This window comes from Pseudoalteromonas piscicida, from assembly GCF_002208135.1.
GTDB classification, from domain to species: Bacteria; Pseudomonadota; Gammaproteobacteria; order Enterobacterales; family Alteromonadaceae; genus Pseudoalteromonas; species Pseudoalteromonas piscicida_A.
On record NZ_CP021647.1, the window covers coordinates 985,438 to 1,000,226 of the forward strand.

Sequence of the window (14,789 nt, forward strand, 5' to 3'; positions counted from 1 at the left end):
CTCCGTATAAAATTGGGGCAACAGGCAAATTGAAGCGGATAGGTGCTTGCGTTACGCTTCGCAAGCTCCGGCTAGGGTGCTGGTTTGGGTGTTAATGGAATAATCTTCCATATCAAAGTCAGACAAGAAGATATTGGAGATCTTAACGATATTGTCGCCTAGGCTTTCGTCTTGTAGGAAAAGTCCTAACGCCACTTCAGTACCATTCATGACCTTGTGAAAGTCATCCATTTCAGAGAAGTCCATAATGTGGAATACCCCTGCCTGAGGGTTCATTTTCAGTGCTTTTTGATATGTATCTTTATAGTGCTGCGCCATGATAAGCGGGCATTTTGCAGTCCATATATCCTTATCTTTTGATTCAGCTAAAACGATGTCTACTCCCTTACTGTTTTCGAAGAGAATTTTGGTCACACCGTTGCTCGTTGCGAGTGACAATTGTGGGAAACTTGCTAAATCTTGCGAGATGATTTTACGTAACGATTGGATACCACGGTTTTTACAATTGCGCTCCCCCTGAAGTACTAAGCGGTCGCGCTTTACAATGCTGTAATCACTTAATACGACTTCTAGCTCGTCAGGTAATGGCGCAAGTCCTTGACTGTCGGTGGTCATTGCTGGGGATGCAGAAATATCACAAGATTCACTACCACACTGCAAACCTAGATCGTCTATCAACACGCCAAGCACTACTTTAAGTTTTTTCTTGTGCTCTAGAATCGCGTTGTTCGCGACACTTAACACCTTTACCATTGAATCGATTGAGAATTCAGTAGCGGAATAACGCGGATCAAAATGCCCACCTTCTAGATAAAAGGCGGAGACAGTCGGATAGTGTTCAGCGACATCCATGCGGATCATCTCTAGAAGTTTTTGCTCTACTTTTCCAACCATTTTTTCTTTTAATTTCATTTCGTTAGTCTCTATCTGTAGTTGTGTTAAAGGTGTTTAATACCTTTGAGTAACGGCCTAATTAGTTTGTTTACCGACAAGCATGTGCCAAAGCGGTAACGCACGAAGTAATTAATTTCCATGCCCTACTAACAAAGTGAGGTTAATAAAAAGTCAACTTCACCTTAAGGATGAATCTGCCAAGTTAAATAACTGTAAAGATTGCCACGGTGGTAAGGTCAATGTTTGTTTTCGCAAAAGTTGAGTTTTTTAGAAGTTTTTTTGTGAATCATTCATTTCAATTGTTTTAATCGAGTCAGCGCTAATTGGTGAAAAAGAAAACCAAGATCATGCTAAGTGGCTTGTTTAATTAATAAACATCTTTTAGGCGGAATAAGAAATCAGAAGGACTATGCCGATTTCTTCACCGAGTTGAGTCATTGCCGTTTGCACGGCATTTGCGTTAATTAAAACAAACGCGATTAGCTAAGCGTTTTTGGCTAAAAACATTTGAGTTACATATCTATGTTGATTTAGTGAAACGTGGTTTTTGTACTCGCTGTAATGTCTCTGTAATCCGTTGTAACTCGGTGTAATAGCTAAAATCATCACCCTTACATATGCTTTTGAGTAATAGCCTAAAGGAGCATAGTAAAATGAATAAAGAACTAGATATTGCCATTGTGGGTGGCGGTGTATCGGGCGTGTATAGTGCATGGCGCCTTCAACAAGAACTTGGCGATACCCATCGCATAGGCTTATTTGAATATAGTGACCGTATCGGTGGTCGCTTGTATAGTCGTACACTTCCGGGGTTACCCAACGTTGTGGCTGAGCTAGGCGGAATGCGCTTTATTCCGGACGATCATGTGATGGTGAGTACGCTGGTGGAGGAGCTAAACCTCCAAACCAAAGACTTTCCAATGGGCTCAAAGCTGCCGTTGTACCCATCAAATGGAGAATGCTCCCCTGAAGCGGGCAGTGAAAACAACCTATTTTATCTACGCGGGCAATATTTTAGATATCGTGATTTCGCCGAATGCCCAGACAAAATCCCATACCAGCTTGAAGAATCAGAGCGAGGTTATGGACCCGAAGATCTTCAAGTTAAAGTCATGAACCTCATCTGCCCGGGCTTTGCCGATATGTCACTTGCAGAGCAGATGAAAGTCAAAGTATTCGGCAAGGAAATTTGGCGCTTTGGCTTTTGGAACCTGCTTGAGCATGTATTGAGTAATGAAGCATACCTCTTTATGAAAGAAGCAGGTGGCTACGATGCTAATGTCGCGAATGCCAGCGCGGTTACTCAGTTGCCAGCTACTGAATATAGCGATGATACGGTATTTAAGACTCTCAAAGATGGTTTTCAGGCGTTACCGCTGAAGTTATGTGAAGAGTTTGCCGCGGCACCAGGCTGCCTTGAAAGCAGTAAACGCGTTAATATGCTAAATCGACTCGCAAAAATTGAGCTGCATGATTGTGGCGAGTATCGTTATGTACTCACTTTTCAACCAACACAAGTGAATAGCAGTGGGAAAGTGGTTGATAAAGATGCCCCCGCATATAGCGTCAAAGTGAAGCGGCTTATTTTGGCTATGCCAAGACGCTCGCTTGAGCTAATTGAATCGCCGTTCTTTGATGACCCTTGGTTAAAAGAAAACATTCCGTCTGTACTTATCCAAAAGGCGATTAAGATGTTTATGGCTTACGAGCAACCTTGGTGGCGCAGTTTGGGTCTTGTTGCAGGTCGTTCTGTCACTGACTTACCAATCCGTCAAACCTATTACATGGGCACGGAATGCGACCAAAAAGAATGCCTTAAATACGGGACAGACGACGAAGGCAAACGGGTGTGTAAAAAAGAGCACACCTATGGTGAGCCTAATACCAACTCGCTGCTAATGGCTTCTTACAATGATATTGGCACCATCCCTTACTGGAAAGGGTTAGAAAAGGGCGAGCATTACCCAGGCTTTATGCCAGCCTATGGTGCACAAGGCTATACCGAAAACGAGATAGTACCTAAAAATCAGTATCAAATTACCACGGGGATGGTGGAAGCGGCACATCGCCAAATTCAAGCATTACATAATCAAAAAGCGCTCCCAATGCCATATTCTGCAATCTACCAAGAATGGGGAGATGACCCTTATGGTGGTGGCTGGCATGAGTGGAAAGCCAATTACCGTCTTGATGAGATCATGTGCAGAATGCGCCACCCTGTCGCGAGTGAAGAAATCTATATTGTTGGCGAAGCGTACTCCTATGAACAAGGTTGGGTGGAAGGCGCGCTAAATACGGCTGAATCGACATTGGCTGAGTTTTTTGCTTTACCTACACCTAAGTGGTTATCTAAAGACAAAGCCCAGTATGAACAGTGGCTTAAGTCACACCATAACTACCTACCAGTAGATTGCCGTAAAGGTGGATGCTCATGTCAACATTCTGAGCAACAGCCAAATGCCAGTTCAAAGACACTAGACAAAGTCACTGAGTTTGCTTATCAAGGTATTAATCATGAGTACCGCTAACTTTACGGTTGCCGACCATTTACTGTGGCGGCTAAAGCAGTTGGGCCTTGATAAGGTGTTTCAAGTGCCTGGTGACTATGTGCAAGAATTTATGACCGCTCTGGATAATTTTCCTGGTATTGACGCAGTAGGCGATGTAACCGAACTGGGAGCAGGCTACGCAGCGGAAGGGTATGCCAGATACCGAGGAATTGGCGCAGTGTCGGTGCAATACGGCGTGGGCACGTTTAGTGTATTAAACGCGATTGCTGGCGCTTACGTCGAGCGTAACCCCGTTGTCGTTATATCGGCAAGCCCGTCGGCTGAAAATCGTGTAGATATTGAAGAAACAGGCGCGTTATTTCATCACTCTACCGGCGACTATAGCGCTGATAAAAAGGTGTTTGAAAATGTCACTGTTGCCAGTGAAATTCTTTCGGATCCCGCTTCTGCTCCTGAGATTATTGATAATGCGTTAAGCCTTGCCATGAGTGAAAAGCGGCCTATTTATCTAGAAGCGTGGCAAAACGTGTGGGGCGCAGCTTGTGATAAACCAGATGGCCATTTAGTGATCCCAAAACCGGCATCTCATCCTGCGATGATGGCAAGTTTACTAGATAAAGTAATCAACCGACTCAAAGAGGCTAAGAAGCCACTGGTGTTATTAGGGATCGAAATTACGCGGCTTGGCATACAAAGGGAAGTCGAAAACTTGCTCTGTAATCTCAATATTCCGTATACCACGACGACGCTAGCCAAATCAGTATTAAGTGAGGCGCAAGGGCTTGGGAAGGCGTTGTTTGTTGGCACCTATGCGGGTGAAGCTTCATGGCCTGAAACGTTTGATTTTGTTAGCAAACGAGATTGCATTTTAGCGTTGGGGGCAATATTCACCGACGATTACCTGACCATGTTAAAAACACAAGGTAACGAATTGATCCGCGTGAATATGGGCGAAGCAAGAATTGGTAACTGCGAGCGTTTTAGTGGTATTGATTTAGCGCAGTTCATTGATGATTTAACGGTGTATATTGAGCATTACCCCATGCAGCATCGTGCGCTTTGCCCGTTGCCGGAAAACCCCTATTTGAACAGTCCCGTACAAGATTGCGATGCCATCACCTACGAAAACTTCTTTTGCACATACCAAAAGCAGCTAGCCCAATGCGAAAAGGTGCGTGACTTCAATCTTATTTTGGGCGAAAGCTCATCGCTTTATATGGCGGCGCGTTTAACTGGTATTGAAGAGAGCCGCTTTATTAGTGATGCTGCTTGGGGGTCGTTAGGCCATGAAACCGGTTGTTCACTTGGCACAGCCTTAGCTGACCATCGACGTAGTGTTGTGGTTGCAGGCGACGGTGGGTTTATGATGATGTGCCAAACACTGTCTAGCATTAGTCATAACAAACTCAATACTGCTGTGTTTGTAATGAGTAACCAAGTGTATGCAATTGAGCAGTCGTTTGTTGATATCTGTGCGTTTACTCCTGCGGGCGCATTTGCACCATTTGATGATCTTCATCGTTGGGACTATGAATCATTAGCGAATGCGTATTTTGTCGAATATTTGCATGTAGAGACCGTCGCGGATCTAAATGGGGTTTTTGCTACGCTTCATGAAAACCCATGTAAGCCGTACCTCATTAAAGTGAATATTGATAAGAAAGATCTCGCACCTGCGATTCAAGATCTCGCCGAAGCCATTACCGGTAAAAAAGTGGACGACTGTCCATGTGGAAACAATAAAGCGCAAGGAAACAATAATGCCTAAACCATCCAATAAACCTATCCCAGAATCTCAGTTAGACGAAGCACAAAAGCGTATTGACCGCTACTGGCGTGCGACACAAGAATTTATACTCGCGTTAGAAAGTAAACACGGTTTTTCCGAAAAGCAGCTACTTACGTTATTGCCAACGGGGGATACTTCGATGGAGCGCTTTAGAGAATATCAAGCTAAAGCGCTTATCTTTAACACACGATTGCAGTTTTCGCCCTCGGTGATTGTGATGTGTAACAATACCGATGATGTAATGCGCGCCTATCAGGAAGCAATAGCATTTAACTTACCTATTCGAGTGCGATCTGGCGGTCACGATCATGAAGGCGAGTGCACCGGCACTGATGTGGTGCTACTTGATTTAAGCGGTTTAAAAGATTTCTCCATCGAGAAACAAGGCGATGACTATATTGCCCATATTGGCTCGGGCTATCGCTTTTACCAATTAGTCCCAAAGCTTGCCGCATCTGGCTATAAAGATATTCCGCCGTTAACCATTCCGCACGGCACTTGCGCCACAGTCGGGTTAGCTGGCTATATTCAAGGCGGTGGTTGGGGCCCGTGGACGCGAGCGAAAGGGATGTGCTGTGAGTCACTGGTTGGTGCGACCGTTATTCTACAAAATGGTTCGAGAGTCGAGGTCTCTGAAACCGAAAATAAGGAGATTTTATGGGCACTGCGCGGAGGCGGGGCGTTAAGTTATGGGATTGTGACAGAGTTTAGAGTCAAAGCCTTTAAGCTGCCTGAAGAAATCCACCGCTTTGAAATTAACTGGAATAATGAGGCGGTTGGCTCTACGGACTTAGCCACTTGGCAGCTACTCAGCCAGTGGGAAGATGCGATTAACGACACGGGTAAGGGTACCGAGAACTTAGTTGGGACTAACCTAAAAATCAACGCAATCCCGGATATTAGCGAATGTGAAAAGTCACCGGGTTACGAAAAAACCTTAACGCATCCAAGCACTATGTATGGTTATTGGCAAGGCTCAGAAGCGGAGTTAACTCAGTTTGCTAAACAGTATTTTCCTGCAGCTAAAGTACAGGTGACAGGCACGGACACTAAGCAAAATTATAGCGAAGCATTGATGTCTGACTGGTCGCGAAACTCCTTGGCTAACCTTAAAAAACTGGGGTTAAAAGGGACGCTTGCCGCAAGTGTAGATGGTAAACCATTTACACCAGATTTTGATGCCCCAGCGCCGCATAAAATTACCTCAAAGTTAGTGCGACAGTCAGGCCTTACCGAACAAGGCAAGTTAGCGCTATTACGCTCACTCACATCGCCTTTACTGTTTGCGCAAAATGCCCCACTTGGACTATTTAGTTATGTCACCTTAGGAGCGATAGCGGGTGAGTTTTATGCTGAAGATACACGAGATGAGGCGAAAGACCGTGTTGCCTTCCCGTATACTACTGCGCAGTACACCATTCAATACCAAACTTGGTGGAATACCGAGTTACAATACGACGGCAGCTACGATAGCAAACGCCTTGGTCAAGCAAATCCGGTATACCGTTATGTAAATCGTGCACTTGATTGGATTGAAGTAAGCCGCGACACCTGTATTGAAGGTGCATACGGCGCGTTTATCAGCTTTAAAGACGCATCCATCCCGACGAAAATCTACTTCCAAGAGAATTACGAAAAACTCATTGAAATCAAAGAGGAGTATTCGGGTTTCACAGTTAAATTAGACTGTGGTGAAGAGGTTTACGTCAACTTTAATCGCCTTAGAACCCGTAAGACAATTATTTAACAGTGTTAAATGTGAAGAGCAAAAAGCCAGTATCGGCTTTTTGCTTGGTTTCACCTTGAGGTAGGAGCTGTTTTACACAGCGATCTTGTTGTTTTTATGTCGGGCTTTGGGCTTAGGTTAGAGGGATAAATTCTTCAACGAGTATTTGTCGGAACACATAAACCCTCGGCGGGTAAACCGCCTCCTACAAGTGTGCTTTCACTACGGAGTAGGAGCTGTTTTACACAGCGATCTTGTTGTTTTTATGTCGGGCTTTGGGCTTAGGTTAGAGGGATAAATTCTTCAACGAGTATTTGTCGGAACACATAAACCCTCGGCGGGTAAACCGCCTCCTACAAGTGTGCTTTCACTACGGAGTAGGAGCTGTTTTACACAGCGATCTTGTTGTTTTTATGTCGGGCTTTGAGCTCACGTTAGAGGGATGGTTTCTTTAACGAGTATCTGTCGGAACACATAAACCCTCGGCGGGTAAACCGCCTCCTACAAGTGTGCTTTCACTACGGAGTAGGAGCTGTTTTACACAGCGAGCTTGTTGCTTTTATCATGTATTTCACGCAATAGAGATAGAAAGTATTTTAAATATCTAACACCACCACTTCCATTTGTTCTTGCGTATCGTAAGGTTGGATCTGCATTTTTATTTGGCTCTCTGAAACTAACTCCAACTGACCTTCTGCGGCTTTGTATTTGCTATGAACAACCTTTACCGCGTGAATACCAAACCCGATTTCTCGCTCTAAGCGTAGAACTAACCCAAATGAGGTGGTGGCACCGCCGTTGGTTCGGTAAAGCACATAGCTATCGTCATTGACGTTCAGTCGATTAAGTTCGGCAAAGGAGTAGTCGACGCCGCTTCGTTTTATCTCGGAATAATCACCAGCGGCAAAGATGAATACGATGAAACTCGGCACTGCTGCCGCCAAAGCGACTAAGAAGCCAGACACTTTGAGTAACTTGGTGCGTCGAAATAACGACCACAGCAACACTGAAGCGGGTAAGGTGATAGCCAGTATCATAACGAAAAGGTAATTATGCTGAGGAGCCGCAAATCTTAATTCCCAAGGCAAATTACTCATATTAAGGATGACTAGTAATACAACAATGACCAGCGCAATACTTGAAAATCGTTTCATAAATTAAATCTAAACAATAACCAAATCAGTAATACCAAAAATAAGCCTCAGGTTATTTAAACAAGCTGAATTTCCCTGTAAATTTTTTAAGCTCCGTGCTATCGCCAAACATGCAAATGCCAAAGTACTCTAAGTCTTGTTCTGGTGTTTCAGCGGTGGCCTTTACTTGCTGTTCGGATGTGCCAACAATCATGGTATTTGTAAAGTCGGTAAAGGGAATTTTACGAGCCTCAAGCTCTGCCCGTACCTTTCTAATTTTATTACTGTTATCCGCTTTAAGCACAATAAAAGGATAGTGTGAGATGGAAGGGTGAATACCGCCCTCTGCGTCTTGATACGGTAAAAAGCAGAGCTCATCAGTATTACCTATTTGGTCAACGAGCCCCGCGGTCATATGGCCAAGCGCATTGAAAAGTCGACCAAGTTCAACTTTTTTATTGAGCACAGTAACGAATCGCTTTGAGTTCTCGTCCGGTAAAGTGGAAAAATCAGTCATAGGCTTCCTTGAGTTAGAAAAGTGGCGCTTAACCATATCATATTAAAAATATCACTGCGCTTTGGTTTAGATAATTGATTGTAATTCCTTAAAATTTCCTAAGGAGAGACAGTAAATTTTGTTAGGCCAATCAGTTGTCCTGAATTGGTGACAACGTGTACCGCCCACTTTCCTGCTGAATCTGCGGGAAAATTGGTCTTATGGCTCCAAGCTCGATAACCTTTCTCGCGTCCACCGCTGATATTTAAAGGAATTCGGTCAACCACTTGTTTGTTGTGTACCCACACATGAAATATCTTTTCATTCAGTCCCCGTGGTGCTTTTACCGCGCTCCAGGTATACAAGCCTTGAGCATGCAGCGAATGGGTATTGAGATGTTGAATACTGTTCATTGGCTTTCGCTGCTCTCTATCAACTTCATAGGCCAACGCAATGTCGGTGAGTCGTAAGGCTGCAGGGGGAACCCAGCTGCGTAGCTGCCACAAACCGGCGCTGAGTGCACTTAACAGCAGAGCTAACAAAGGGAAACGCCACCATCTTGCGTGTGGCATGACATTGGCAAGGCTCGGTAGGGTAAGCACAATGGCGGTAACTAGCGCTATTTGTATGCTTTGGTCGGTGGTAAGATGAAGTAAAATAGGTAGCGTAACTGAAATCACAACAAACAAAGCAAAATTATGGAATACCATAAACAGCACGTTGTGCCGGGCTAGCTTTTTGTAATATATCGGGTCCACAACGGAGATAAACGCGCAGAGTGCAATTAAGCAGGTAAACGCGGCCTGTGGATGGTTCCATGTCGTGGCAGCCAAGAAAAAAGGCAGTGCGAAGAATAGGCTTTCTTGTTGCACCATTTGTAGGGCAAAGCGCATAAAGTTGGGCGATAACACAATGCCAAATCGTTGTTCAACTTGGTCGCGTAGCCAGTTATCAATAATAAGCCACAGCCAACTGGTGAGTAAAAGCAGAGCGATGATCTGTGAAAATGACTCTTTCCGTTCAACCAATATAAAGCTCGCTATACCGCTACAAAAAGCCAGTAGTGCCATCAGACCCGGCCACTTCTGCATCATCAAAATAAATTTTGTTATTAGGTTTTTGAAATAACGCATTGAAATAGAACTTGCTTGCTGATTTTACCATTGAAGCATCTTAACCATGAATGCAATATGAGCTTGAATGCACTATAGATTTGTACATTTAGCATTCGCAAGGGGAGGTTTTCAGCTCTTGATTTTAGATTCGCGAGATCTCTTGTTTGATCACAAGTCTATCAACCTGTGTTTTCCGTTGATGCAAAAAGTGATTGGCTGGAGTACAAAGTTGACATGTTGCGCTTTGACTCCAAGCCTATAGCGTTATAGTTTGCTGGTTAAAGGCTCAGACTTGCCAATCAATTTGCTTGAGCTTTTACCTGTTTTTTGATGAATAGCAACAAAGTATTCGATTGGATATTTCAGTTTTGATAGCACCATTTTAGGTGCATTTCGACTTATATCGACAGGCGTAGGCCAAGTGATAGAAACATTTCCAGTCTTATTGTCAAGAATGCATGGGGGAATCGTACCTTTGAAGCTAGTTACAGATGTTCCGTCGGTATTGGCAAATAAAACTGAGCAAGTATACAGCTTGTTTTCTGGACTGAAGTTCTCAATAGCGTAATCGAAAGAAACTTTAATTTCATGTTTTCTTTGCTGTAAATTGCCAATCTCTTCAACTTCTAGATTGGACAGTGATGCAGTGCTTATTTCTATTTGAGAATAATCTGTTGTTGCGCAACCGCTGAGGATGAGCAGTGATGCTAAAACAGGTAATACTTTCATTATTTTCTCCTTAAAATAAAGTTTGTAATAAGTAATTGAAACCTTAAATAATTTGTTTTTGGTCAAAGCTTGCTTAATGAAAGATAGCGTGACGTGTAGATTTGCATGATAGGAAAAGGTAACGAAAAATTAAACTAGTGTCACTATATTTATACAAACAAGCTGTACATCGCAGGTTTTAGCGGCTGTAAATGTATTTTGATTTTTTCGCGAATGTCACTCGACTGGTTTTGGCTTAACTTAAAAGCGCCATGCATCGTATTGATTTTAATCTTGAAAAAGTTAATGGCGTTAAACAGCGATTGGCGCTGATTGGCAGGCACGCTATCAAGCTGCCAATCAGTATTTGAAAACTGCTCAAAATGCGTTATCTGCGCTTGCATTGACGCGTATTTTTCATCATCAGTAGTAATAAGCGCGAGCTCACCTTCAACTATCACATTTGCATACAACCACGTGGGGAGCTTTATGTCAGGGATAACCGCGGGTGAGAGGTAATGATCTTCACAGTGGAAAACTGCTTGAATAACACCGTCCGCGTGGAAAATTGGGTTATCTTTTGTAGCGTGTCCAAGTAAATAAGCATGGTCATCACTTAATGTTAGCGGTACAAAAACCGTCTTTATCTTGCCTTCCTGTATCACCGTCAGCGTGGCCAGCGGGTGTTTCGAGATCACAGATCTGAGTATGTTTGGATTGCTTTCAACGTAGTAGTTTCTTGGGTAGCTCATAACTTTTCCTCCAACCTCGCTTTCACTTCAGGCCACATCTCGTCGGTGATGGCGAATCGTGCTGTATTACGGTAACTTCCGTCGGGCAGGCGTCTATCTTTTAACGACAAGCCTTCAAAATGGGCACCGAGGCGTGCGATAGCATTACGAGACTTATGGTTACATTCATGCGTTTGAAATTGCACTCGCACTAGTCCAATCGCCTCAAAGGCATATTTGAGCAACAGATATTTGGTGTGGGTGTTGACATGCGTGCGTTGAAATTCTGTACCAATAAAAGTATGGCCGATTTCGGCACTTAGGTTGAGTTTATCAAGTCTAAACAAGCGGCTATTACCAGCCAGTTTACCTGAATCTTTATCTATGATTGCAACAACAAGTTGTTCGCTTTCATCAAACTGCGCAGAGCCGTAAAACCATTGCTCTATGGTTTTTAGATCGCGACAATAATTGTTAAATACCCACTTCCAGATCTCAGCTTTTTTGCCACGAGCCAATAACTCAGGTAAATGCGCGGCTTCAAGCGGAGTGAGCTTGACGCGATTGGATTCTAAGGTTTGTTTTGAAAGCATCAATATTCCATTCATTCTGCGTTTTTAATGCTTGCATATTGCGCTGATTTTGGTTGATATAAAACAACCAGATTTAATAACTTAATTAGACCAGTTTTGATTTCTATTAGCCCAAAAACACAGTCTCAAGACGCTAAACATAAACGCTTAGCAGATGTTTTACGCTGCGCCATTACCGAAGGTAAACTCACACCCGGTGACAAACTTCCTTCGGCCCGAAAGCTGGCTGAGTTACATGGTATGAACCGGCACACGGTGATGAATGCCCTACAAAACTTGGTAGCTGAAGGCTGGCTGGTGGTTAAAGAGCGTAGCGGCTATCGAGTCAATGCTGAGCTACCTATTTTCAGTAGCCAACAGATAACTTCAGAGGTGCCTTCTACACCACAAATTGTACCGCAATTTGCTAAAACACTGACTCCAGTAAGCAGCACTAAGTGTACGGCCTATCGCTATAGTTTTGCAGGGGGCTTACCAGATCTTCATGCCTTTCCCTATAATGAGTTTAAGCGGTTTTTGGTAAAGGCGTGTCGCAAAACCAATGTCAGTCATTTTCACTATTCAGACATTGCGGGGTGCGAGTTGCTGAAATTTCAAATTCGGGCGTATTTGCGCCGATCAAGGGGACTGGTATGTGATGACTTACTGATTTGTAATGGCTCCCAAGAAGCGCTCTCGTTGGTGGCAAATGCATTTATTAATCCAGGTGATGGTGTTGCCATCGAGATGCTTGGTTATCCACCTGCGCGACACACCTTTACCAATGCTGGCGCTGAAGTTTTTGCTTTAGCCCAAGACGCAGAAGGCATTAAAGTGGAGGCCTTGGCGCGCTGCCTTGAACAAAATAAGGTGAAGTTGCTGTACTTAACTCCTCTGCATCAATATCCAACTACAGTGACTTTATCGGTACCGAGGCGCATGGCGATTTATCAGCTGTGCCAGCAGTATGGCGTGTTTATTATTGAAGACGATTACGACCATGAGTTTCATTATCTCTGCCCGCCGTTGCAGCCGATGGCGGCATGCGACCCAAGTGGTATTGTGATTTATATTTCTACCTTCTCAAAAATTATGTTTGCCGGTGCTCGTGTGGGTTACATGAGCGCACGGACAGATGTGCTTGCGCAATTGGTGGCACGTAAGCAGCTACTTAATCACAAAAATGATGCGCTTACTCAGTTGGCTGTGGCTGACTGGATGGAAGAGGGCGGGTTTGAACGCCATTTACGGCGCATGACCAAAGCCTATCAAGTACGCCATCACGCGATGGCGCAGCACCTAAACGAGCTGAAAGTCACGCTAGATATTGATTTTGAAGTGCCGCAAGGCGGTATGGCGTATTGGGTAAATAGCAAACGCGATGTGTCGAAATTATCTGAAAAAGCGCGTGAAAAGGGAATTTACGTACAATGTGAGCCTGAATTTACCCTCGATAAGGCTAGTAGTTTAAGTCATATTCGCTTAGGCTTTGCGGCGCAAGAAATCGAGCAACAGCAAGCTGGGCTGAGCGAATTATTTGCTTTAGTCGCTGAGCTGGAGAAAAATCATGAATAAGCAACAAGCACTAGCCGAATTTGTTACATTCGGCCCACGCAAAGAACAGGCATTAACTATACTATTGAGCGATAACAGCGCAGTATCACTTGCTATCAGCAAGGCGATGCTAAATGTGGTGTTAGCAAAATATCTCAGTGGTGAAATCGACGAGGATGACCTCGAAAGCTGGGCTGGGTTTGTTGAACTGCGTGACGAGGTTGACTGCACCTTGGTAGAAGATTATCTCTATGCCTTGAATAATCCAGAGCTGATGGGTGGAATTAACCTCGACTCCATCGGTAATATGATGAAACTCATTAAAACACAAAAGGAAATACCATGAGATTAATGGCGGCCGCATTGTTTTTATTATATAGCCAAATCGCGTTGGCGGGAGGAGATGTGTGTGAAAACCCTATCTCAACCATAGAGATCAACGAGTGCGCAATGAGCGAACTTAACGCGCGAACCGAAGCGCTTGAACGCTACTATCAAAAAAGCCTCGAGCATAACGCCTATGATGAGCAGCTTGTGGAAGCGATTAAAACCTCACAATCGGTATGGCAAAGCTATCTCGATGCTCACTGTGACGCAGTGTATACCCAATGGCGAGAAGGCACTATTCGCGGTGTGATGGCAATCGAATGTCGAAAGGAATTAGTTAAAACCAGAACGCATACACTTTGGGCTAACTTTTTGACTTATATGGATAGTACGCCTCCAGTATTACCAGAACCTGAGTAAAAGCGTGGTTATGTTAATTTACCTAACAATAGCCACTGTGAGTATTATTCTGAGCCTCGGCTATCTGCCTTAACTTAGTCGGGAGCAACCTCTGATGGTGTTTTATCTCTCAATAGCATCACGCCTAATACGATAAACCATAGGATTTGTCCGAGACCAAATATAGCAGTAGTAACCTCAAAAAACGGGTCTTTGGCAAGGAAAGATAAACCTGAAAATAAAGTTAAAATCCCAGCTAGACTCACAAGCAAACCCCAACAATGTAGCAGTGGGCTAAATATTTTATGTTTGAGACCGACGTAACTGATTGTAAGTACCCAAATCGCGCCAACCAATTCAATGCCACCGCCAAGCGCATCTACCACTATCGAAATGGTGCGATTAATCGTTAATGCAAGCGCAGGGTCCATCTCATAAAATTTTGCAATCGCTTCAATGCTGGTTAAAAAAATCATGGTACTGGCAAGGACAATCGCCGACCAAATATAGCCAACAACGCTAGCAAACTTCATCCAGTCAGGTGACATTGTGTTAAAGCGTTGATGAATTGCTTGCACCAACACAATCAGGGCAAAACTGAAAATAATCCCAATCACGATATAACCAAGAAAAAAGGTATCGCGATTTTGCACAAAGAAATCTAGATAAAGCGCTGGCGTATTGTGCTCACTTGAGTCCAAAATCCCAAAAAATAATACAAAGCCAAACAAATAAGTCGCGGCTTCTGTGAGTGCGGCGATACCTCCCCATTTTTGTAATGACATAGCGATTCCAGTTAATTTGATTATTATTGTTGTACTCAGTTTAGCAACAT

The 14,789-nt window shown here is 43.8% G+C and carries 14 protein-coding genes; 6 read left to right on the forward strand and 8 right to left on the reverse strand.

Annotation, left to right across the window (positions count from 1 at the left end; translation table 11 throughout):
• Positions 1-51: 51 nt before the first annotated feature.
• Positions 52-912: a hypothetical protein gene (locus tag B1L02_RS22850; RefSeq protein WP_088533004.1), complete on the reverse strand. Its 861-nt coding sequence runs from the start codon at positions 910-912 to the stop codon at positions 52-54.
• 635 nt (positions 913-1,547) lie between these two features.
• Here B1L02_RS22850 and B1L02_RS22855 point away from each other — a divergent pair.
• From B1L02_RS22855 to B1L02_RS22865, 3 genes are read left to right on the forward strand one after another with little or no spacing between them, the layout of a single operon-like run.
• Positions 1,548-3,422: a flavin monoamine oxidase family protein gene (locus tag B1L02_RS22855; protein WP_088533005.1), complete on the forward strand. Its 1,875-nt coding sequence runs from the start codon at positions 1,548-1,550 to the stop codon at positions 3,420-3,422.
• On the forward strand, positions 3,409-5,172 hold the full coding sequence (locus B1L02_RS22860) for an alpha-keto acid decarboxylase family protein (protein WP_088533006.1): 1,764 nt from the start codon (positions 3,409-3,411) through the stop codon (positions 5,170-5,172). Before B1L02_RS22855 ends, B1L02_RS22860 begins: the two co-directional genes overlap by 14 nt.
• Complete coding sequence (locus B1L02_RS22865) at positions 5,165-6,940, forward strand: FAD-binding oxidoreductase (RefSeq protein ID WP_088533007.1); 1,776 nt, start codon at positions 5,165-5,167, stop codon at positions 6,938-6,940. Before B1L02_RS22860 ends, B1L02_RS22865 begins: the two co-directional genes overlap by 8 nt.
• A 575-nt stretch (positions 6,941-7,515) precedes the next feature.
• Here B1L02_RS22865 and B1L02_RS22870 read toward each other — a convergent pair.
• The 6 genes from B1L02_RS22870 to B1L02_RS22895 form a co-directional block, all read right to left on the reverse strand.
• Positions 7,516-8,073 (reverse strand): hypothetical protein, encoded by a 558-nt coding sequence (locus tag B1L02_RS22870; RefSeq protein WP_088533008.1) that lies wholly within the window; start codon positions 8,071-8,073, stop codon positions 7,516-7,518.
• A 52-nt stretch (positions 8,074-8,125) separates the two neighbouring features.
• Entirely contained in the window at positions 8,126-8,569 is a 444-nt protein-coding gene (locus B1L02_RS22875; protein WP_088533009.1) for a DUF2000 domain-containing protein, read from the reverse strand.
• Positions 8,570-8,667: 98 nt separating this feature from the next.
• Complete coding sequence (locus tag B1L02_RS22880; RefSeq protein ID WP_174694591.1) at positions 8,668-9,681, reverse strand: DUF5924 family protein; 1,014 nt, start codon at positions 9,679-9,681, stop codon at positions 8,668-8,670.
• A gap of 246 nt (positions 9,682-9,927) precedes the next feature.
• Positions 9,928-10,392 (reverse strand): hypothetical protein, encoded by a 465-nt coding sequence (locus tag B1L02_RS22885; protein WP_088533011.1) that lies wholly within the window; start codon positions 10,390-10,392, stop codon positions 9,928-9,930.
• A gap of 149 nt (positions 10,393-10,541) precedes the next feature.
• On the reverse strand, positions 10,542-11,123 hold the full coding sequence (locus B1L02_RS22890) for an FMN-binding negative transcriptional regulator (protein WP_088533012.1): 582 nt from the start codon (positions 11,121-11,123) through the stop codon (positions 10,542-10,544).
• Positions 11,120-11,695, reverse strand: coding sequence for a GNAT family N-acetyltransferase (locus B1L02_RS22895; RefSeq protein WP_088533013.1), 576 nt, complete (start codon positions 11,693-11,695; stop codon positions 11,120-11,122). Before B1L02_RS22895 ends, B1L02_RS22890 begins: the two co-directional genes overlap by 4 nt.
• A gap of 96 nt (positions 11,696-11,791) precedes the next feature.
• Between B1L02_RS22895 and B1L02_RS22900 the strand changes: the two genes are divergently transcribed.
• The 3 genes from B1L02_RS22900 to B1L02_RS22910 are packed head-to-tail and all read left to right on the forward strand — an operon-like array spanning position 11,792 to position 13,975.
• On the forward strand, positions 11,792-13,249 hold the full coding sequence (locus tag B1L02_RS22900; RefSeq protein ID WP_088533014.1) for a PLP-dependent aminotransferase family protein: 1,458 nt from the start codon (positions 11,792-11,794) through the stop codon (positions 13,247-13,249).
• Positions 13,242-13,574, forward strand: a complete 333-nt coding sequence (locus B1L02_RS22905) for a hypothetical protein (protein WP_088533015.1) — start codon at positions 13,242-13,244, stop codon at positions 13,572-13,574. The genes B1L02_RS22900 and B1L02_RS22905 overlap by 8 nt, the downstream gene beginning before the upstream one ends.
• The gene (locus B1L02_RS22910; RefSeq protein WP_088533016.1) at positions 13,571-13,975 is read left to right on the forward strand and encodes a lysozyme inhibitor LprI family protein; all 405 of its coding nucleotides are present in this window, start codon (positions 13,571-13,573) and stop codon (positions 13,973-13,975) included. The genes B1L02_RS22905 and B1L02_RS22910 overlap by 4 nt, the downstream gene beginning before the upstream one ends.
• Before the next feature lie 74 nt (positions 13,976-14,049).
• Here B1L02_RS22910 and B1L02_RS22915 read toward each other — a convergent pair whose 3' ends face one another.
• Positions 14,050-14,739, reverse strand: coding sequence for a DUF4386 family protein (locus tag B1L02_RS22915; RefSeq protein ID WP_088533017.1), 690 nt, complete (start codon positions 14,737-14,739; stop codon positions 14,050-14,052).
• Positions 14,740-14,789 lie beyond the last annotated feature (50 nt).